The sequence below is a fragment of the Agrobacterium sp. M50-1 genome, assembly GCF_049843495.1.
Lineage (GTDB): Bacteria > Pseudomonadota > Alphaproteobacteria > Rhizobiales > Rhizobiaceae > Agrobacterium > Agrobacterium radiobacter.
In genome coordinates this window covers 821,479-841,764 of the sequence record NZ_JBBHZH010000001.1, presented here as the reverse complement: position 1 = coordinate 841,764, position 20,286 = coordinate 821,479, and the positions used below count along the sequence as shown (strand labels likewise).

The 20,286-nt window shown below is 59.8% G+C and carries 18 protein-coding genes; 14 read left to right on the top strand and 4 right to left on the bottom strand.

Translation table 11 applies throughout. The features are described from left to right. The first annotated feature begins 100 nt into the window (after positions 1-100). The 11 genes from WDZ78_RS03815 to glpK all read left to right on the top strand — a co-directional run bounded on the left by WDZ78_RS03815 (position 101) and on the right by glpK (position 14,371). Entirely contained in the window at positions 101-2,749 is a 2,649-nt protein-coding gene (locus tag WDZ78_RS03815; RefSeq protein ID WP_425672358.1) for a molybdopterin-dependent oxidoreductase, read from the top strand. Then, on the top strand, positions 2,721-4,199 hold the full coding sequence (gene cysG / locus WDZ78_RS03810; protein WP_020009206.1) for a siroheme synthase CysG: 1,479 nt from the start codon (positions 2,721-2,723) through the stop codon (positions 4,197-4,199). The genes WDZ78_RS03815 and cysG overlap by 29 nt, the downstream gene beginning before the upstream one ends. Before the next feature lie 119 nt (positions 4,200-4,318). Next, complete coding sequence (locus tag WDZ78_RS03805; protein ID WP_003505873.1) at positions 4,319-5,092, top strand: DeoR/GlpR family DNA-binding transcription regulator; 774 nt, start codon at positions 4,319-4,321, stop codon at positions 5,090-5,092. A gap of 107 nt (positions 5,093-5,199) precedes the next feature. Beyond that, positions 5,200-6,723, top strand: a complete 1,524-nt coding sequence (locus tag WDZ78_RS03800) for a glycerol-3-phosphate dehydrogenase (RefSeq protein WP_425672357.1) — start codon at positions 5,200-5,202, stop codon at positions 6,721-6,723. Positions 6,724-6,760: 37 nt separating this feature from the next. Next, positions 6,761-7,831 (top strand): ABC transporter ATP-binding protein, encoded by a 1,071-nt coding sequence (locus tag WDZ78_RS03795; RefSeq protein ID WP_425672356.1) that lies wholly within the window; start codon positions 6,761-6,763, stop codon positions 7,829-7,831. Between the two features lie 12 nt (positions 7,832-7,843). After that, positions 7,844-8,914 carry an ABC transporter ATP-binding protein gene (locus WDZ78_RS03790; RefSeq protein WP_020009203.1) on the top strand — a complete coding sequence of 357 codons (1,071 nt, stop codon included), beginning with the start codon at positions 7,844-7,846 and terminating at the stop codon, positions 8,912-8,914. Between the two features lie 2 nt (positions 8,915-8,916). After that, on the top strand, positions 8,917-9,783 hold the full coding sequence (locus WDZ78_RS03785; protein WP_020009202.1) for a carbohydrate ABC transporter permease: 867 nt from the start codon (positions 8,917-8,919) through the stop codon (positions 9,781-9,783). Between the two features lie 3 nt (positions 9,784-9,786). Beyond that, positions 9,787-10,710, top strand: a complete 924-nt coding sequence (locus WDZ78_RS03780; protein ID WP_425672355.1) for a carbohydrate ABC transporter permease — start codon at positions 9,787-9,789, stop codon at positions 10,708-10,710. 2 nt (positions 10,711-10,712) lie between these two features. After that, positions 10,713-11,006, top strand: coding sequence for a DUF2160 domain-containing protein (locus WDZ78_RS03775; protein ID WP_281038686.1), 294 nt, complete (start codon positions 10,713-10,715; stop codon positions 11,004-11,006). A 75-nt stretch (positions 11,007-11,081) separates the two neighbouring features. Beyond that, positions 11,082-12,803 carry an extracellular solute-binding protein gene (locus WDZ78_RS03770; RefSeq protein WP_020009199.1) on the top strand — a complete coding sequence of 574 codons (1,722 nt, stop codon included), beginning with the start codon at positions 11,082-11,084 and terminating at the stop codon, positions 12,801-12,803. Between the two features lie 68 nt (positions 12,804-12,871). Continuing rightward, positions 12,872-14,371: a glycerol kinase GlpK gene (glpK, locus tag WDZ78_RS03765; protein ID WP_425672354.1), complete on the top strand. Its 1,500-nt coding sequence runs from the start codon at positions 12,872-12,874 to the stop codon at positions 14,369-14,371. 55 nt (positions 14,372-14,426) lie between these two features. Here glpK and WDZ78_RS03760 read toward each other — a convergent pair whose 3' ends face one another. Next, the gene (locus tag WDZ78_RS03760; RefSeq protein ID WP_425672353.1) at positions 14,427-15,287 is read right to left on the bottom strand and encodes a LysR family transcriptional regulator; all 861 of its coding nucleotides are present in this window, start codon (positions 15,285-15,287) and stop codon (positions 14,427-14,429) included. 98 nt (positions 15,288-15,385) lie between these two features. On the opposite strand from WDZ78_RS03760, the gene WDZ78_RS03755 reads away from it, so the two are divergent. Then, entirely contained in the window at positions 15,386-16,405 is a 1,020-nt protein-coding gene (locus WDZ78_RS03755) for a bile acid:sodium symporter family protein (RefSeq protein WP_425672352.1), read from the top strand. 63 nt (positions 16,406-16,468) lie between these two features. Here WDZ78_RS03755 and hspL read toward each other — a convergent pair whose 3' ends face one another. Continuing rightward, entirely contained in the window at positions 16,469-16,951 is a 483-nt protein-coding gene (gene hspL / locus WDZ78_RS03750; protein ID WP_020009195.1) for a heat shock protein HspL, read from the bottom strand. Between the two features lie 161 nt (positions 16,952-17,112). Here hspL and WDZ78_RS03745 point away from each other — a divergent pair, with 161 nt between their 5' ends. Continuing rightward, positions 17,113-17,358 (top strand): hypothetical protein, encoded by a 246-nt coding sequence (locus WDZ78_RS03745; RefSeq protein WP_020810333.1) that lies wholly within the window; start codon positions 17,113-17,115, stop codon positions 17,356-17,358. Further along, complete coding sequence (locus tag WDZ78_RS03740) at positions 17,330-18,271, top strand: alpha/beta fold hydrolase (protein WP_425672351.1); 942 nt, start codon at positions 17,330-17,332, stop codon at positions 18,269-18,271. The genes WDZ78_RS03745 and WDZ78_RS03740 overlap by 29 nt, the downstream gene beginning before the upstream one ends. A gap of 20 nt (positions 18,272-18,291) precedes the next feature. On the opposite strand, the gene hisN is transcribed toward WDZ78_RS03740, so the two are convergent. Both hisN and WDZ78_RS03730 read right to left on the bottom strand, forming a co-directional pair. Continuing rightward, the gene (gene hisN / locus WDZ78_RS03735; protein ID WP_020009193.1) at positions 18,292-19,068 is read right to left on the bottom strand and encodes a histidinol-phosphatase; all 777 of its coding nucleotides are present in this window, start codon (positions 19,066-19,068) and stop codon (positions 18,292-18,294) included. A 319-nt stretch (positions 19,069-19,387) separates the two neighbouring features. After that, entirely contained in the window at positions 19,388-20,272 is an 885-nt protein-coding gene (locus WDZ78_RS03730; RefSeq protein ID WP_020009192.1) for an N-formylglutamate amidohydrolase, read from the bottom strand. Positions 20,273-20,286 lie beyond the last annotated feature (14 nt).

The following is a 20,286-nucleotide window of genomic DNA, read 5'->3' as shown; positions in this document are numbered from 1 at the left end:
TGTGAATGGAGGGCGGTGCCGCAATTGATCTCCCCCCTTGAGGGGGAGATGTCCGGCAGGACAGAGGGGGGTAACCGCCACTCACTGAGAGGGCAGCCTCATGCCCGTTGAAACCAAAACCACCTGTCCCTATTGCGGCGTCGGCTGCGGTGTCATCGCCACCGTCAATGACAATGGCCTCGTTTCCGTCAGGGGCGATCAGGATCACCCCGCCAATTTCGGAAGGCTCTGCTCCAAGGGTTCGGCTCTCGCCGAAACCATCGATCTCGACGGACGCCTGCTTCATCCTGAAATCAGCGGCAAACGAGTTGAATGGGACGAAGCGCTTGACCTCGTCGCTTCCCGTTTCGCTGAAGCCATTGCCGAGCATGGCCCGGATTCGGTCGCCTTTTACGTCTCCGGCCAATTGCTGACGGAGGATTATTACCTCGCCAACAAGCTGATGAAGGGTTTCATCGGCTCGGCCAATATCGACACCAATTCAAGGCTCTGCATGTCGTCTTCCGTCGCCGGCCATCGCCGTGCTTTCGGTGCTGACACGGTGCCGGGCACCTATGAGGATATGGAGCTTGCCGATCTGGTGATCCTCACCGGCTCCAATCTCGCCTGGTGCCACCCGGTCCTTTATCAACGGCTTGCCGCCGCCAAGTCGGCGCGACCGGAGATGAAGGTCGTCGTCATCGATCCGCGCCGGACGATGAGTGCCGATATTGCCGATATGCACCTTGCCATTTGCCCGGATGGAGATGTGGCGCTGTTTACCGGTCTCTTGGCGCATCTTTTCCGCAGTTCCGTGATCGATCATGCTTACGTCCAAAACCATACGGCCGGATTTGACGCCGCGATGCAGGCAGCAACCGGACACAGCCTGCCTGATATCGCCGAGGCGACCGGCCTGACAGTTGCGGAACTGATTTCCTTTTACGACTTGTTCGAACGCACGGAAAATACCGTCACCTGTTACAGTCAGGGCGTCAACCAGTCGCGGAGCGGCACCGACAAGGTCAACGCCATCATCAATTGCCATCTCGCCACCGGCCGCATCGGCCGGCCGGGCATGGGGCCGTTTTCGCTGACCGGCCAGCCGAACGCCATGGGTGGGCGCGAGGTTGGCGGGCTGGCAAACATGCTGGCCGCCCATATGGCCATCGAAAGCGCCGAGGACCGCGACCGTGTGCAGCGCTTCTGGGCCTCACCCGCCATTGCGCAAAAGCCCGGGCTGAAAGCGGTGGATATGTTCCGGGCGGTGGCGGATGGCCGCATCAAGGCGCTATGGATCATGGCCACCAACCCCGTCGTTTCCATGCCGGATGCCGGTGCCGTCGAAGCGGCGATAAAGGCCTGTCCTTTCGTCGTCGTTTCCGATGTCATGGCCAATACCGATACAGCCCGCCATGCCCATGTCCTTCTGCCATCGCTTGGCTGGGGGGAAAAGGACGGCACGGTCACCAATTCCGAACGGCGCATTTCCCGCCAGCGCGGTTTCCTCGATGCGCCCGGCGAAGCAAGGGCCGACTGGTGGCAAATGGCGGAGGTGGGCAGGCGCATGGGTTTCGACGCCGCCTTCGCTTATGGCCAGCCATCGGAGATTTTTGCCGAACATGCCGCTCTGTCCGGCTTCGAGAATGCGGGAAGCCGCGATTTCGATATCAGCGGGATCGACCAGCTCTCCTACGAAACGATGCCGCCCTTTCAATGGCCGAAAGCCCGACCTGGCGAGGCCGCCGTTACCCGCTTTTTCGCAGACGGCCGTTTTTACCATGCCGATGGAAAGGCGCGATTCATCGCCACCGCCTTGCCGAAAACCGGCAGGACATCGCCCGATTATCCGCTGACACTGAATACCGGCCGCATCCGCGATCAATGGCATACCATGACCCGCACCGGCAAAAGCGCGCGGCTTACCGCCCATATTGCCGAACCTTTCGCCGAACTTCACCCGCGCGATGCGCAGGCGCTCGGAATTGAAAGCGCCGATCTGGTGGAGCTGGAGAGCCCGCATGGCAAGGTTCTGCTGCGGGCGCTAGTGAGCGAAAGGCAGGCGCGCGGCTCGGTCTTTGCGCCGATGCACTGGAACGATCAGTTCGCCTCGCGGGCGCGCATCGATGTGGTTGTGGCACCTGTCACGGATCCGCATTCCGGCCAGCCCGCCTCGAAAAACATGGGCGTGAAGGCAAGGCGTTTTGCGGCGAAGGCCTATGGTTTCGCCATCTCCCGCACCCGGCCGGATGCGCCGGATTGCGCCTACTGGGCCATCGCCAAAGCCGATGGCGGCTATCGCATGGAGCTTGCCTTCGAAGATGAGCCGCAGGACTGGACGCTCTGGGCGCGGCAGGTTTTCGGCATCGATATCAGGATCGAGCCGCTGGGTTACAGCGACCGGCAGACGGGCGATCTGCGCCTCGCCTTCTTCGACGGCGATATTCTGCTGGCGGCGCTGTTCATCGCCAAGGAGCCGGTGGCAGTCGCCCGCAACTGGGCGATATCGCAGCTTTCCGAACGCCATGAAGATTTGCGCATGCGTTTCGCGCTGGTCGCCGGGCGTCCCGGTGCCGGTCGGGCCGACCCGGGCGCGACTGTCTGCTCCTGCTTCAACGTCGGGGTGAACCAGATCACGACCGCCATCCGTGATGGCTGCCACAGTGTCGAAGCCATCGGCAAGGCGTTGAATGCCGGAACCAATTGCGGCTCCTGCCGCGCTGAAATCAGGGGGATCATCGATGGATGCCTTAAATCCGCAGCGGAATGAACCGGCCCGCATGGAAAAACTCGCCAAGCTGCCGGTCTTCTGGGGGCTTGAGGGCAAGCGCGTGGTGCTAGCGGGCGGATCGGATGGGGCGGCCTGGAAGGCGGAACTGCTGCTGGCCTGCGGGGCGGAACTTCGTCTTTATTGCGAGGAAAGCGAGCTTTCGGAAAGCTTCGCGGCGCTCGTCGCAAAAAGCCCGGCGCTGACATGGCATGACCGTTCATGGGGTGCGGATATTTTCAAGGGCGCGGAACTGGCGCTGGCGGATTGCGAGACGGATGAAGAGGCGGAAAGATTTTACCATGCCGCACGAGCGGCCGGTATTCCCGTCAATGTCATCGACAAGCCGGAGTTCTGCCAGTTCCAGTTCGGCTCCATCGTCAATCGCTCGCCGGTGGTGGTGTCGATTTCCACCGATGGCGCCGCACCCATTCTGGCGCAGGCCATTCGCCGGCGCATCGAAACCTTGCTGCCGCTGGCCCTCAAGGACTGGGGCGCGCTTGCTCAGCTAATCCGCGAGCGCGTCAATCTGCGGCTCGCTCCGGGTCCGGCGCGACGCTCTTTCTGGGAAAAATTCGTCGATCGGGCGTTTACCGAAAGGCTGGATGAAGGCAGCGAAGAACGGCTGCTTGCGGATATCGGAACGCAGGCCAGGCGAGGGGGATCGGGTCGCGGCCTTGTGACGCTTGTGGGTGCCGGACCGGGCGATGCCGAACTGCTGACCCTGAAAGCGGTGCGCGCTTTGCAGGCGGCCGATGTCATCCTGTTCGACGATCTTGTTTCAGCCGAGGTGCTGGAACTGGCGCGGCGGGAAGCGAAGCGCCTGCTGGTCGGCAAACGTGGCGGCCGGGAAAGCTGCAGGCAGGAAGACATCAACGAGATGATGATCCGCCTCGCCAAGGCAGGCAAGCGGGTGGTGCGGCTGAAGTCCGGTGATCCGATGATTTTCGGGCGTGCTGGTGAGGAGATCGCGGCGCTGGAGGCCGAAAATATCCCGGTCGAAGTCGTGCCCGGCATCACTGCCGCAAGCGCCATGGCCTCGCGCCTGGGTGTGTCCTTGACCCATCGCGACCATGCCCAGTCGGTGCGCTTCATCACCGGTCATTCCCGGCAGGGCAAGCTGCCGGAGAATATCGACTGGCAGTCTCTCTCGAACCCCTCCGTTACCACTGTCTTTTATATGGGCGGACGAACCGCCGGTGATATTCAGTCCTGCCTGCTTGCCCAGGGAATGCCCGCGTCAACACCCGTGGTGGTGATGATTTCCGTCAGCCGCGCCAATGAGCAACGATGGTGCGGTTCGCTTGCGCAACTGGCTGCGGCAGTCGAGAGACTGGGCGTGAACGAACCTGTGCTGATTGGCATCGGTGATACGTTCCATACCGCTTCCGCGGCATTTTCCGTTACCCGCAGCGAGGGAGCGGATGCTGTGCCTGCCCAAAAAGCCGGCTAATAAGATTTTTGATGGTTTCCGCTAACCGGCGATCCTTCCGCCCGCAAACCCTCCCTTGACATTGGTTTTTCGTTCGCTCTTCAATAAAACGAAAAAATTGAAAGAGGAGGGAGGGTGAAATGCTGCTCACACCGCGTCAGGATGAAATCGTTGCGCTGGCGAAAGCGAACGGCCGGGTGCTGGTCGATGAACTGGCGGCGCGGTTTTCGGTGACACCCCAGACGATCCGCAAGGATCTGAACGATCTCTGCGATACGCGGGTGCTGACCCGCATCCATGGCGGCGCGCTCTTTCCAAGCGGCAATGAAAACGTCAAATACGAGGCGAGGCGCGCGATCGCCTCATCGGAAAAGCAGGCGATTGGCGCCGCCGCCGCCGCGCTCATCCCCAATAACTCGTCGCTTTTCATCAATATAGGCACGACGACCGAGGCAGTTGGTGAGGCGCTCGCGGATCATCACGAGTTGATGGTTATTACCAACAACATCAATGTTGCCAACAGGTTGAGGGTCTTCCCCGGCATCGAAGTGGTGATTGCCGGGGGTGTCGTGCGCGGTTCCGATGGCGGTATCGTCGGCGAGGCGGCGGTGGATTTCATCCGCCAGTTCAAGGTCGATTTTGCCGTCATCGGCGTGTCGGCCATCGATGAGGATGGCGCTTTGCTCGACTTTGACTTCCGTGAGGTCAAGGTGGCGCAGGCGATCATCTCCAACGCGCGCCATGTCATTCTGGTATCGGATTCGCTTAAATTCGAGCGCACGGCCCCCGTGCGTATCGGTCATCTTTCGCAGGTTCATACCTTCATTACCGATCATTGTCCTGTTGATTCCATCCGTACCATCTGTGCTGATCACGATGTCCGGCTGATCGAAACCGAGGGCCGCGACGCCTGATTAAAGGGCTCTTGGATTTCGTTTGACATTCGTTTTGTCTTCGAATTAGATGGCTGTGCTTTCAATATATCGATGAGGAGAGCGTCGATGAAAGCGCGGGAGGGTCCATGTCTGACGAGGCAATCCACGATGTTTTCGTGATCGGCGGCGGCATCAATGGCTGCGGCATTGCGCGTGACGCCGTCGGCAGGGGCTATTCCGTCGCACTTGCGGAAATGAACGATTTTGCCTCCGGCACCTCGTCCGCCGCCACCAAGCTCATCCATGGCGGTTTGCGTTACCTCGAACATTACGAGTTTCGTCTGGTGCGCGAAGCGCTGATGGAACGGGAAGTGCTCTGGGCCATGGCGCCGCACATCATCTGGCCGATGCGCTTCGTGCTGCCGTTCCAGAAGGGCGGCGTGCGCCCGGCCTGGCTCGTGCGTCTCGGGCTTTTTCTTTACGACCATCTCGGCGGCCGCAAGCTTCTGCCTGCCACCCGCTCACTCGATCTGCGCCGTGATCCAGCCGGAAAACCGCTAAAACCGGTTTTTGCCAAGGCTTTCGAATATTCCGATGGCTGGGTGGACGATGCCCGGCTGGTGGTGCTGAACGCCCGGGATGCGGCCGATCGCGGCGCCCTGATCCTCAACCGCACGCAGGTCGTTTCGGCGCGGCGTGAAGGCGCCTTCTGGCGGGTCGAAACAAAAAGTGCGGCCGGAGAAACCGCGACCTATCGGGCGCGCATGCTGGTGAATGCCGCCGGCCCTTGGGTGGACAAGGTTCTGGCGTCGACATTCGGCAAGAACAATGTCCACAATGTTCGCCTCGTGCAGGGCAGCCACATCATCGTGCGCAGGAAGTTTTCCGATCCGCGCGCCTATTTTTTCCAGAATCCGGACGGCCGCATCATCTTCGCCATCCCTTACGAACAGGACTTTACGCTGATCGGTACGACGGATCGCGACTATACCGCCGACCCCCGTGCTGTTAAGATCAGCGATGAGGAGATCAGCTATCTTTGCAGCGCGGCGAGCGAATATTTCGCTGAGCCGGTGACGCCGGCCGATATCGTCTGGACCTATTCCGGCGTGCGGCCGCTGTTTGACGACGGCGCATCGAAAGCGCAGGAAGCCACCCGCGATTATGTGCTGAAAACCGAGGGTGCGGAAGGCGAAGCGCCGCTTCTCAATATATTCGGCGGGAAGCTCACGACCTATCGGCGGCTTGCCGAACATGCTCTTGAAAAAATTGGCGATGCGCTGGGTGAAAAGGGCTCGCCATGGACGGCGGGTTCGCATTTGCCGGGTGGAAATTTTGGTGCCGAGGCCTATGCGGGGGAGGTTGCGGCCTTGCGGTCGCGTTATCCTTTCCTTGATGAGCGTCATGCCAAGCGGCTCGTCCGCTGTTATGGAACGGATGCAATGTCGATAATCGGCAATGCGGGGGAGATCGCAGCGCTGGGACGGCATTTCGGCGGTACGCTTTATGAGGCCGAGGTGCGCTGGCTGATGACGCGGGAATGGGCGCTGACGGCGGAAGATATTCTGTGGCGCCGCACCAAGCAGGGACTGTTTTTAACCCCCGAAGAGGTGCGTGGGCTGGAGGATTATATCGAAGACATTGCAGGTGAACGCTTGAAGGCAATCTGACGATCCGATCGAAAAGCGGAGGAGGCTTTGGATCACCATGCTTGAATTGCGAAACGTCTCGAAGATGGTTGGCGGTGAATATCATATTCACCCGATCGATCTGACGTTGCAGCGCGGAAGCCTGAACGTCCTGCTTGGACCGACACTTTCGGGCAAGACGACGCTCATGCGGCTGATGGCCGGGCTGGACAAGCCGAGCGCCGGCTCGATCTTTTTTAATGGCGAGGACGTGACGGGCTGGCCGGTGCAGAAGCGCAACGTCGCCATGGTCTATCAGCAGTTCATCAACTATCCGGCGCTCTCCGTTTATGAAAATATCGCTTCGCCGATGCGGGTTGCCGGCAAGGATCAGGCGACCATCGACAGGGAAGTCAGGAAGGCGGCCGAGCTTCTGAAGCTGACGCCCTATCTCGACCGCACGCCGCTCAATCTTTCCGGCGGCCAGCAGCAGCGCACAGCACTTGCCCGCGCCATCGTCAAGAACGCCAATCTGGTGCTGCTAGACGAACCGCTGGCCAATCTCGATTACAAGCTGCGCGAAGAATTGCGCGAGGAACTGCCGCGCATTTTCGCGGAATCCGGCGCGATCTTCGTTTATGCCACGACCGAACCGTCCGAGGCGCTGCTGCTTGGTGGCAACACCGCAACGCTTAACGAAGGGCGGGTGACGCAGTTTAGCCGCACCATCGAGGTCTACCGGCGTCCGGTGGATATCGTGACCGCGGAAATCTTCGCCGACCCGCCGCTCAACACCATCGAGGTCATCAAGACGGGTGGGGCTTTCACCCGTGCCGACCAGGCCGTTGTCGCGGTGCCGGCGCATCTTGCGGCCGTGCCGGATGGACCTTTGACCATTGCTTTCCAGCCGCATCATCTTTTCCCGTATGCAAAGGGTGAGGCGCGGCAATCCATCCGGGCGCGGACACTGATTTCGGAAATCGCCGGATCGGAGAGCTTCGTGCATGTGGAGTTTTCCGGCAGGCGCTGGGTTATGCTGGCGCATGGCATCCACGACATCGAACCGGACAGAGATATCGAGCTCTTTCTCGATACAAGACACCTGATGGCCTTTGACGCGAATGGCCGCGCCATCGGCGAAGCGGCGTAAGGGAGATCGGTCATGGCACGCATCACGCTCGATCATATCCGCCACGCCTATAATGCCAAGGCGCAGGCTGCCGGCGAATATGCTCTGAAGGAAGTCCATCACGAATGGGAGGACGGCGGCGCCTATGCGCTGCTCGGCCCTTCCGGCTGCGGCAAGACCACGTTGCTCAATATCATTTCCGGGCTGCTGCGTCCGTCGGAAGGCCGTATCGCCTTTGACGGAACTGACGTGACCGATTTTGCCACCGAAGACCGCAATATTGCGCAGGTGTTCCAGTTCCCGGTCGTCTACGACACGATGACGGTCTACGACAATCTGGCCTTTCCGCTGAGGAACCGGCATGTGCCGGAGGCCGAGGTTGACCGCCGGGTGCGGGAAATTCTCGAAATGACCGATCTTTCCGGCATGGCCAAACGCCATGCGCGGGGGCTGACGGCAGACCAGAAGCAGAAGATTTCGCTGGCGCGGGGCCTGGTACGTTCCGACGTCAATGCCATCCTTTTCGACGAACCGCTGACGGTGATCGATCCGCATATGAAGTGGGTGCTGCGCTCGCAGCTGAAGCGTCTGCATCGCCAGTCCGGTTTCACCATGGTTTATGTGACCCATGACCAGACCGAGGCTTTGACCTTCGCGGACAAGGTGGTCGTCATGTATGACGGGCAGATCGTCCAGATCGGTACGCCCGCCGAACTCTTCGAACGGCCGGGACACACTTTCGTCGGTTATTTCATCGGCTCACCGGGCATGAACGTTTTGCCCGCCAGCATCGAAGGCGCGACAGCTGTTGTCGGTGGCCTCGGCGTGCCGCTGGCAGGTGCGCCAAAGGTTGACGGGGCGCAACGCATCGAGATCGGTATCCGCCCGGAATTTGTCCGGCTGGAACGGGGCGGTATGCCCATCACCGTCGACAAGGTGGAGGATATCGGCCGGCAGAAGATCGTGCGCGCCCGGTTCGCCGGCCAGAAGCTCGCGATTGTCGTTGCGGAAGACGAGGAAATTCCGGCGGAAGCGGGTGTTCGCTTCGATCCGGCCGCGATCGGCGTCTTTGCCGATTCCTGGCGCGTGAAGATGGGAGCCTGACCATGGAAAAGAGCTGGAACAACAAAGCGTGGTTCTTGGTGCTGCCGGTGCTGGTGCTGGTCGCCTTTTCCGCCGTCATTCCGCTGATGACGGTGGTGAACTATTCGGTACAGGACACCTTCGGCAACAACCAGTTCTTCTGGGCGGGAACGCAATGGTTCGAGGAAATCCTCAGTTCCGATCGCTTCTGGAACGCTCTCGGACGAAACCTGGTGTTTTCCGGCATCATATTGGCGATCGAAATTCCGCTCGGCATATTCATCGCGCTCAAGATGCCCAAATCCGGCATCGGCGTGCCGGTCTGCCTCGTGACGATGGCGCTGCCGCTGCTGGTGCCTTGGAATGTTGTCGGCACGATCTGGCAGGTGTTCGGCCGCAGCGATATCGGACTGCTCGGTTATTACGCCAATCAGCTTGGGCTTGACTATAACTACGTCAACGATCCCGTCGACGCGTGGATTACGGTCATCATCATGGATGTGTGGCACTGGACAAGCCTTGTCGTGCTGTTGTGCTACGCCAGCCTCGTCTCCATTCCGGACGCCTATTATCAGGCGGCAAGGATCGATGGCGCGTCACGGTTTGCGGTGTTCCGGTACATCCAGCTGCCGAAGATGAAGCGGGTGCTGCTGATCGCCTTCCTGCTGCGCTTCATGGACAGCTTCATGATCTATACCGAGCCTTTCGTCGTCACCGGCGGCGGCCCCGGCAATTCCACGACCTTCCTGTCCATCGATCTCGTGAAGGTCGCGCTCGGCCAGTTTGACCTCGGGCCTGCGGCGGCCATGTCGCTGATCTACTTCCTCATCATCCTGCTGCTGTCCTGGGTGTTCTACACCGTCATGACCAGCCACGACGCGGAGACTTGAGACATGAGCGCCTCGAATGTCACCACAAGCGTGGAACGCAACGGCATCGGCAATCCGTCGGCGAGAGCGTCAGCGGCGGCCCTAGCCAGCCTTGCCGCGAATTCGCGCTCGCGCCGCCGCCATGGGCCGTCGCGTTTTTCATGGCTGGTGCCGACGATCTACATCATCCTGCTGCTCGTGCCGATCTACTGGCTCATCAATATGAGCTTCAAGACGAATTCGGAAATCGTCTCATCCATGACGCTTTATCCGCACCAGCCAACGTTGCAGAACTACAGGACGATCTTCACGGATTCATCCTGGTATTCGGGTTACATCAATTCGATTACCTACGTCGTGATGAATATGGTGATTTCGGTCGCGGCGGCGCTTCCAGCGGCTTACGCCTTCTCACGTTACCGTTTTCTGGGCGACAAGCACCTGTTCTTCTGGCTGCTGACCAACCGCATGGCGCCGCCCGCCGTCTTCGCGCTTCCCTTCTTCCAGCTCTATTCGGCCTTCGGCCTGATCGACACACACATTGCCGTGGCGCTGGCGCATTGCCTGTTCAACGTGCCGCTGGCGGTGTGGATCCTCGAAGGTTTCATGTCCGGCGTGCCGAAGGAGATCGACGAGACAGCCTATATTGACGGTTACTCCTTCCCGAAATTCTTCGTGAAGATCTTCATGCCGCTTATCGCCTCCGGCATCGGTGTCGCCTGCTTCTTCAGTTTCATGTTCTCGTGGGTCGAGCTTCTGATCGCCCGCACGCTGACGACGACCGACGCCAAGCCGATTGCCGCGACGATGACACGAACCGTTTCCGCCGCCGGCATGGACTGGGGCCTGCTTGCCGCCGCCGGGGTGCTGACGCTCATTCCGGGTGCGCTGGTGATCTGGTTCGTGCGCAATTACATCGCCAAGGGCTTTGCGCTGGGGAGGGTTTGACCATGACGAAGATGCCCGATTTTACCTGGATGGCCTGGACCTGGCAGACGGCCGCGTTTTTCGGCGCCATCGCCGTGCTGCTCGTCGGCATGTGGTTCTGGGAATATTTCTCGCCCGGCGGCAATCCCCGCTTCGGCCTCTTGCGCTTCGAGACAACGCGCGGCGACCGGCTGTTCATCTCGCTGCTCGGCAGCGCCTTCATTCATCTCGCATGGCTCGGGCTGGTCGGCCCGAACCTGTGGTGGGCTCTCGCTCTGTCTGCGGTCTACGCCATCGGCGTTTTCCGTTTTGTCTAGAGCAGGAAAAAGGTGCGGCGGAGGAAAACCGCACCAGCAGACTTCATGCAATCGCAAACCCTTGGGAGGACTGACATGCGACGGCATCTGATGACGACGACGGCGGCCATGCTGCTGGCAATGACGGGTTCCGCTTTCGCCGGAATGGAGGAAGCAAAGCAGTTTCTGGACAAGGAAATCGGCGATATGTCGTCGCTTTCGCGTGCAGATCAGGAAAAGGAACTGCAATGGTTTATCGATGCCGCGAAACCTTTCGCAGGCATGGACATCAAGGTCGTTTCCGAATCCCTGACCACGCATGAATATGAATCGAAGGTTCTGGCGCCGGCCTTTACCGCCATCACCGGCATCAAGGTCACGCACGACATCATCCAGGAAGGTGACGTCGTGGAAAAAATCCAGACCCAGATGCAGACCGGCCAGAACCTTTATGACGGCTGGGTGAATGACAGCGACCTTATCGGCACGCATTGGCGATACCAGCAGGTGCGCAACCTGACCGACTTCATGGCCAATGAGGGCAAGGACGTTACCAATCCCGGCCTCGACCTCAAGGATTTCATCGGCAGCGCCTTTACGACGGCGCCGGACAAGAAGCTCTACCAGCTTCCCGACCAGCAGTTCGCGAACCTTTACTGGTTCCGTTACGACTGGTTTAATGACGACAAGAACAAGGCCGATTTCAAGGCCAAGTACGGTTATGACCTCGGTGTTCCCGTCAACTGGTCGGCCTATGAGGATATCGCCGAATTCTTCACCGGCCGTGATGTTGGCGGCAAGAAGGTCTTCGGCCATATGGACTACGGCAAGAAGGACCCGTCACTCGGCTGGCGCTTCACCGATGCCTGGCTTTCCATGGCCGGCAACGGCGACAAGGGCCTGCCGAACGGTCTGCCGGTCGATGAGTGGGGTATCAAGGTCAACGACAAGTCGCAGCCGGTCGGCTCCTGCGTGGCGCGCGGCGGCGATACCAACGGTCCGGCCTCGGTCTATTCCATCGAGAAATATCTCGAATGGCTGAAGAAATATGCGCCGCCGGAAGCACAGGGCATGACCTTCTCCGAATCCGGTCCGGTGCCGGCGCAGGGCAATATCGCCCAGCAGATCTTCTGGTACACAGCTTTCACCGCCGATATGGCCAAGCCCGGCCTGCCTGTCGTGAACGAAGACGGTTCGCCGAAATGGCGCGTCGCACCTTCGCCGCATGGCGTCTACTGGAAGGACGGCATGAAGCTCGGTTATCAGGATGTGGGTTCGTGGACGCTGATGAAATCCACCCCCGACGACCGCGCCAAGGCCGCTTGGCTCTATGCGCAGTTCGTGACCTCGAAGACGGTCGATGTGAAGAAGAGCCATGTGGGTCTCACCTTCATTCGTGACAGCACCATCCATCACCAGAGCTTCACGGATCGTGCCTCCAAGCTCGGTGGTCTCATTGAGTTCTATCGCTCGCCGGCCCGCGTGCAATGGTCGCCGACCGGCACCAACGTTCCTGATTATCCGAAGCTGGCGCAGCTCTGGTGGCAGGCAATCGGCGATGCGTCGTCGGGTGCGAAAACCGCTCAGGCTGCGATGGACTCGCTCTGCGCCGAGCAAGAAAAGGTCATGGCCCGTATCGAGCGCGCCGGTGTGCAGGGTGATATCGGCCCGAAACTGGCGGAAGAACATGATATCGACTACTGGAACAAGGACGCCGTTTCGAAGGGCAATCTGGCGCCGCAGCTGAAGATCGCCAACGAAAAGGAAAAGCCGGTCACCGTCAATTACGACGAACTGGTCAAAAGCTGGCAGAAGTAATGTCTGCGTGAAATCTTAAACCGGGGCGGCTTTGCCGCCCCGTCATTGCGTCTGAAAGGGAGTGACATATGGGCGGTTATATTCTGGCGATCGATCAGGGAACGACATCGACAAGGTCGATGGTCTTTGATCGCGACATGCGGGTCATCGGTGTCGGGCAGCGAGAATTTCCGCAGCATTTCCCGGCCTCCGGCTGGGTCGAACACGATGCCGAGGATATCTGGAAAAGTGTGCTGGAAACCATCCGGCTGGCGCTTGCCGATGCCGGCCTCGCCGCATCCGATATCGCAGCGATCGGCATCACCAACCAGCGCGAAACGACTGTGCTTTGGGACCGCAACACCGGCGAGGCCGTGCATCGCGCCGTCGTCTGGCAGGATCGGCGCGCCGCGCCTGTCTGCGAGGATCTGAAACGCCGGGGACTGGAGCCGCTTTTTTCAAAAAAGACCGGGCTGCTGCTCGACCCCTACTTTTCCGGCACGAAGCTGAAATGGCTCCTCGACAGCGTCAGCGGCCTTCGCGAAAAAGCCGTGAAGGGAGACATCTGCTTCGGTACGGTGGACAGTTTCCTGATCTACCGTCTCACTGGCGGCCGCCGCCATGTGACCGACGCCACCAATGCCTCGCGAACGCTGATCTACAATATCGAAAACAACGCCTGGGATGATGAACTCCTGTCCATCCTCGATATTCCGCGCGCCATGCTGCCGGAAGTGCTGGATTGCGCTGCCGATTTCGGCGTGACGGACAAGTCGCTGCTGGGTGCGGAAATTCCGATCCTTGGCGTCGCCGGCGACCAGCAGGCGGCTGTGATCGGCAACGCCTGCTTCGAGCCGGGCATGATGAAATCAACCTATGGCACCGGCTGCTTTGCGCTTCTCAACACCGGCACTGATCGCGTCGCCTCCACCAACCGCCTGTTGACGACGATCGCTTACCGCCTTGATGGCGTCACGACCTATGCGCTCGAAGGCTCGATCTTTATCGCCGGCGCCGCCGTGCAATGGCTGCGTGACGAGCTTGGCTTCATCTCGGTTGCATCAGAAGTCAGTGCGCTTGCCGAAAAGGCCGATCCCAGGCAGCGCGTTTATCTCGTGCCGGCCTTTACCGGTCTTGGCGCGCCTTACTGGGACGCCGACGCGCGGGGTGCGATCTTCGGACTGACACGCGGCACCGGCCCCGCGGAATTCGCGCGTGCGGCGCTGGAAAGCGTTGCCTACCAGACCTTCGATCTGCTGGACGCCATGCGCAAGGACTGGGAGGGTGACAATGGCAAGACGGTGCTGAGGGTCGATGGCGGCATGGTCGCTTCCGATTGGACCATGCAGCGACTGGCGGACATTCTCGCAGCACCCGTCGATCGTCCTGTCTTCCTCGAAACGACCATTCTTGGCGCTGCATGGCTCGCAGCATCGCGCGCTGGCATCTGGCCGGACCGCAAGGCCTTTGCCGACCATTGGCGGCGTGACCGCCGTTTCAGCCCGGATATGGAGGAGGGTGAGCGGAAGAACGCCATTGCCGGCTGGCGCGACAGCGTCGGCCGTTGCCTCTCGAAACGGGAAAACTAGAGCATTTCCAGCAAAATTGCGAAGCGGTTTTGCGTTCGGAAATGCGCCAGGAAGTCTATACGAAGCTGCCGGGTGCGATGCTCTTGCTCGACACGAGATCGGAAAGGGCGCGCACCAGCTTCGTATCCGCGCCCTTGCGGGGCTGAAGCACGAATTCCACATCTTCCAGCACTGGCAGCACACCCGCCGCAATCTCCTTGAGACCGGCCGGCGCCATGCTGCGTGGCTGCACCAGAATGCCCATGCCCGCTCTTGCCGCAGCGGTCAGCCCGCTAAGGCTGCCACAGGTGCAGACGATCCGCCAGGAGAGGCCGGCTCGGTCCAATGCTTCCTGCGCCGCCTTTCGGGTGATGCTGGGCGGCGGGAAGGCGATCAGCGGCAGGGCGTCCGGCTGGTTCAGCATGCGTTCCGGGTCGCGCGCCAGCCAGACCAGCGGTTCGCGGTAAAGGAAGTGACCCAGCTTGTCGCCGAGGCGGCGTTTGGCGAGCACCACATCCAGCTCGCCATTATCCTGCATCTGGTAAAGCACACCGCTCAGCGAGACCGTCAGCTCGAGATCCACCAACGGATAAAGGCGGATGAATTCCTCCAGAATGGCCGTCAGCCGGCTGGCGACGAAATCCTCGGAAACGCCCAGCCGCAGCCGCCCGCGCAGACGAGTTTCACTGAAGAGCGATGAGACCTTGCTGTCGATCTCCAGCATGTTGCGGGCATAACCAAGCAGCGCCTCGCCCTCACCGGTCAGTTTCACCTGGTGGGTGCTGCGGGCGATCAGCCGGCGGCCAAGGGCTGCCTCAAGCCTTTGAATATGCTGGCTGACGGTGGATTGGCCGATACCCAGCCGCTCGGCAGCAAGCGTGAAACTGCCGGTTTGCTGAAGCATGACGAAGCTGGCAAGATGTTGAAGGTTCAGCATTATCTCAAATCGTGATAACTGTTAATCTTTGCATCCGAAATCATGATGAGGGATAGTGGCGACCGTTTCAAGCAAAACCGATGCCGGAAAGACCTCCCATGACCCGCTTCCTGCCCGATCGTTTCACCATGATGCTGGTGGCCACCGTGATTTTGGCTTCCATCTTGCCAATCAGCGGCGAGCCGGCGGAATATTTCGGGCTTGCGACGAAACTGGCGATCGCGCTTCTTTTCTTTTTGCATGGCGCGCGGCTTTCGCGGGATGTGGTGATTGCGGGCATCCTGCACTGGCGTCTGCATCTGGCGATCCTGCTCGTCACCTTCGGCCTTTTCCCGCTTCTTGGCGTGGCGATCGGTTTCATTCCCGAAAGCATCCTGCCGGCGCCGCTTTATATGGGTGTGCTGTTTCTCTGCGTGCTGCCATCCACCGTGCAGTCTTCCATCGCCTTCACTTCCATGGCGGGCGGAAACGTGCCAGCGGCAATCTGTTCGGCCTCGGCCTCGAATATCTTCGGCATGTTCCTGACACCATTGCTGGTTGGCCTGCTGTTTACGGTGGGCGGCCATGGCGGCGGCTTTTCGCTGGACGCGTTCCTGCAAATCTTCCTGCAGCTTCTGTTGCCGTTCATCGTCGGGCAGGCTCTGCAGCCTTGGATCGGCGACTGGATCCGGGCGCGCAAGAAGCTGCTGTCCCCGGTCGACCGCGGCTCGATCCTGATGGTGGTCTATCTCGCATTCTCCGACGCAGTCATCGAAGGCATCTGGCACACGTTTTCGATCAGGGATATCGGCGTTGTCATCCTCATCAACATCGTGCTTCTGGCGCTTGTTCTGTGCGTAACCATGTTCGGCAGCCGTCTGCTCGGTTTCGAGAAGGCCGATGAAATCACCATTACCTTCTGCGGATCGAAGAAGAGCCTCGCAAGCGGTGTTCCCATGGCAGGCGCGATTTTCGCCGGCCAGAGCATAGGCGCGATCGTTCTGCCGATCATGCTCTTCCACCAGATACAGCTGATGGTCTGTGCGGTTCTTGCCCAGCGTTATGCCCGCAAGGCGCATGAAAAGGCAGCGATCGCGGAAACCGCTGCCGCAGAGGGTGCGGCGGCCTCCGCTCGCTGACAGGATTTCCGCAAACAAAAACGGCCCCGTAAAGGGGCCGTTCTTTTTGCATGTCAGAAAAGCTTAGTTGACCTGAGCCGGGGAAATCTGGGCTTCGATCGTCTTCGGCGCATCGGCGCTGTCGGACGAGATCGCGATGCGGCGCGGCTTCATTGCTTCCGGAATATTGCGGACGAGGTCGATGTGAAGCAGGCCGTTCTTCAAGGAAGCGGTCTGGACTTCGACGTGGTCGGCAAGCTGGAAGCGGCGTTCGAAAGCGCGTGTGGCGATGCCGCGATACAGGAATTCTCCCTCGGCCGTTTTTTCGTCCGTGGCCTTCTCGGCCTTCACCGTCAGCGTATTGGCGCGGGATTCGATGCTGAGTTCGTTCTCATCGAAACCGGCAACGGCCATGGTGATGCGATAGGTGTTTTCACCGGTCCGCTCAATATTGTAGGGCGGATAGGACTGGGCCTGTTCGGGCTGGCCGAGGCCGTCAAGCATCGAAAAAAGACGGTCGAAGCCGACGGTGGAACGATAGAGGGGGGAAAAATCAACGTGACGCATGGTGTCCTCCTTAAGAAGCGACTGTTTGCGGTTAAGTCCGGCGTCCCGTTCTGGCTACGGCCGGACATCTGGCGCGGTCCCGTTCTGGCGACCGCATGAATGAGATGGGAATGGCTTGCCGCCCCGTCAAGGGGCGTAAAAACGTGAAAGCAACATGAACCATGGCTGAACGTCAGGTTCCGGCATCGTTCAGTTTGAGAGCCATAAAACATCGGTCATCGGAGACATTCTCCGTGGACAGAAGCAATAACGTCCCTTCTTCTTCTGTCTTATTCGCCGGAACCGCGACTGCTTTAACCGACGGTTCCGGCAATTTTTTCTTTGACCTTCCCGCGCCGCCGACCTATCCCGAAAAGGCACAAAAGCCGGAAAAGACCGATGATCGAAGCCACATTGCGCGCCAGTGAAGACAACCCGGTTCCCGGCAACCATACCGTCGGATATTTTGCCGGCCATGGCGGCAAACAGCTTCGATATGCGATCTTCCGCGCCAGCCGCCAGATTGCCCGCGGAACCGTGGTTCTGCTGCATGGCAGGAATGAATGTATCGAGAAATATTTCGAAACGGTTGGCGATCTTACCGCCATGGGTTTCTGGGTTGCGACCTTCGATACACGCGGGCAGGGCGGTTCCGAGAGGCTGCTGAAGAAGCCGGGCGCCGGGCATGTGCGGCGGTTCTTCGACTACCAGCATGACATCAGCCTTTTTCTCGAGCAGGTGGTGCTGCCGGATACGCGGCTGCCATTCTTCATGATCGCGCATTCCACCGGCGCGCTTGCAGCACTTGCGGCTGCTCCCGGCCTGTCGAACCGCATTGACCGTCTGGCGCTTTGTTCGCCCTTCATCGAGCTGGATAGCCAGCAATCGGTTCCCTCACCCGTGATCCGGATTGTTGCGACGGCGTTGAGTCTTGTCGGTCTCGGCAGGGTTCAGCTCGGCAGGGACCAGCGCGAGCGGGATTTCGACGGCAACCCGCTGACCTCGGACGCCAGGCGTTTTGCCAGAAATCTGACCCTGCACCGGCAATTTCCGGAACTTTTCATCGGCGCACCGACGGCGCGCTGGGTCTATGAGGCGCTGAAGACCATGGGCCGCGTGACCCGCCAGGATCACCTGACGAACATTACCGTACCGACGCTTATTCTGGCCCCGATGCTGGATACGATCACGCCCTATAAGGCGCAGGAAGAGCTCTCACGCAATTTCCGGGCGGCGCAGCTTCTTCCGATAACCGGCGCGCGCCATGAATTGCTGCATGAGCGCGACGTTTTCCGCAAACAGGCGCTGGCGGCCATCGACGCGTTTTTCGCGCCGGAGTGATGGCCGCCCAAGCGGGCTGCCTAGAGTTTGGACAGAATGGCGAGCGCCTGTTCGTGCACCGCTTTTGAGCCGGCTGCGAGAATGCGACCACCATTTTCAGGACGCCCGCCATCCCAGGTGGTCATGATGCCGCCGGCCTGTTCGATGACGGGGATCAATGCGCCGACATCATAGGGCTTCAGGCCGGATTCGATCACCAGATCGACGTGGCCGGCCGCAAGCAGGCAATAGGCGTAACAATCCACGCCGTAGCGGAAAAGACGGACCTGATCCTGCACTTCTTCGTAAAGGGGCTTTTCTTCCGCAGTGAAGATGTGGGGAGTCGTTGTGAACAGCACGGCGTCCGATAGCGAAGCGCAGTCGCGTGTGCGGATCTTCCGCTCGCCATCCGGCCCGAAATACCACGCCGCCTCGCCATCGGCGAAATAACGCTCTTTGGTGAAGGGCTGGTCCATGATGCCCATCGTGGCGCGGCCGGCCGACTGGAAGCCGATCAGCGTGCCCCACACGGGCACGCCCGAAATGAAGGCGCGGGTGCCGTCGATCGGGTCGATGACCCAGATATGGTCGCGGTCGAGGCCGACATTGCCGTGTTCTTCGCCGAGAATACCATGCTGCGGAAAATTTGCCTCAATCAGGGTGCGAATGGCGGTTTCCGCTGCCTGATCGCCTTCCGTCACCGGGTCGTAGCCACCATCCTGCTTATTGGTGACCGCAATGCCCGTGCGGAAGCGGGGAAGCGTCTCGGCGCTGGCGGCATCGGCAAGTTTGAAGAAGAAATCCCGGTCGGGCAGCATGCGAAACCTCATCGCCTGAATATTGGGTTTGAATTCTGTGGCGCAATGCATAGACCGGAATCACATCCGCCGTCCACTCATACGGATAACGGGAACGGCGTTTCCATATTTTCAGCAAAAGCCTAAAAAATATGCATAAAATAAAATGATTGACAATTGTGCATATACTGCGTAGCGTGACCCTGCAGTCTTTGACTGTAAATACCCTCCTTGGGTGTTTCCTCCCTAGACTTGACCGCGCCAAGGCGCGGTTTTTTTTGCCCGGCAGGCCGCCAGGTGATCCGGGATAAAAGATTGAATTAGCGGGTGATTAGAGCTGCTACTCGGCAGCGAGCGAGGTTTCTATCGCGTATTCGGAAACGAAGACGCCGAGCTGGCGCATGAAGATTTCAAGCGATGCCTGGATGGCCGGAAAATCGGTTTTCTTCAAAAGCGTCTTTTCATCGACGTAAAGTGCGCGATTGACTTCAATCTGCAGCGCATGCAGCGAGCGGATCGGCCGGCCATAATGTTCGGTGATGAAGCCGCCGGCATAGGGTTTGTTACAGACCGCGACAAAACCCAGTTCCTCGAGAAAATGCAGCGCGGCGCGGGAGACTTCTTGGGATGCGCTGGTGCCGTAGCGATCGCCGATGATCACATCCGGCCTGAGATTCGAGCCGGCGACGCGGATATTGCCCGGCATGGAATGGCAATCGATCAGTACCGCCATTCCGAAATTGGCGTGGGTGCGTGACAGCAGGCGGCGCAGGCAGGCATGGTAGGGCTTGTAGATCGTCTCGATACGCGAGAGCGCCTCGTCGACCGGCAGGCGGTGGGCATAGATATCCATATTCTCGGCGACGATGCGCGGCACGGTTCCGAGACCGCCGGCAACCCGCATGGAGCCGATATTGGCATAAGGCGGCAACGTGCCCTCGAACATGCGGGGATCGAGTTCGTAGGGTTCGCGATTGACGTCCAGATAGGCGCGCGGAAAATTCGCCTTCAGAAGCGGTGCGCCGATCTCCGGTGCTGCCGCGAACAGCTCGTCGACGAAGTGATCTTCGGAGCGGCGTATCTCGTGCGAATCGAGCCGTGCCGATTCCAGGAAGGAAATGGGGTAGCAGCGGCCGCTATGGGGGGAATTATAGACAAATGGCAGGGTTTGAACGGCAGGTTCCGTTACCTCAAAAAGCTCATATTCACCCGTTACCCAGTCCATTCAGTGCCATTTAC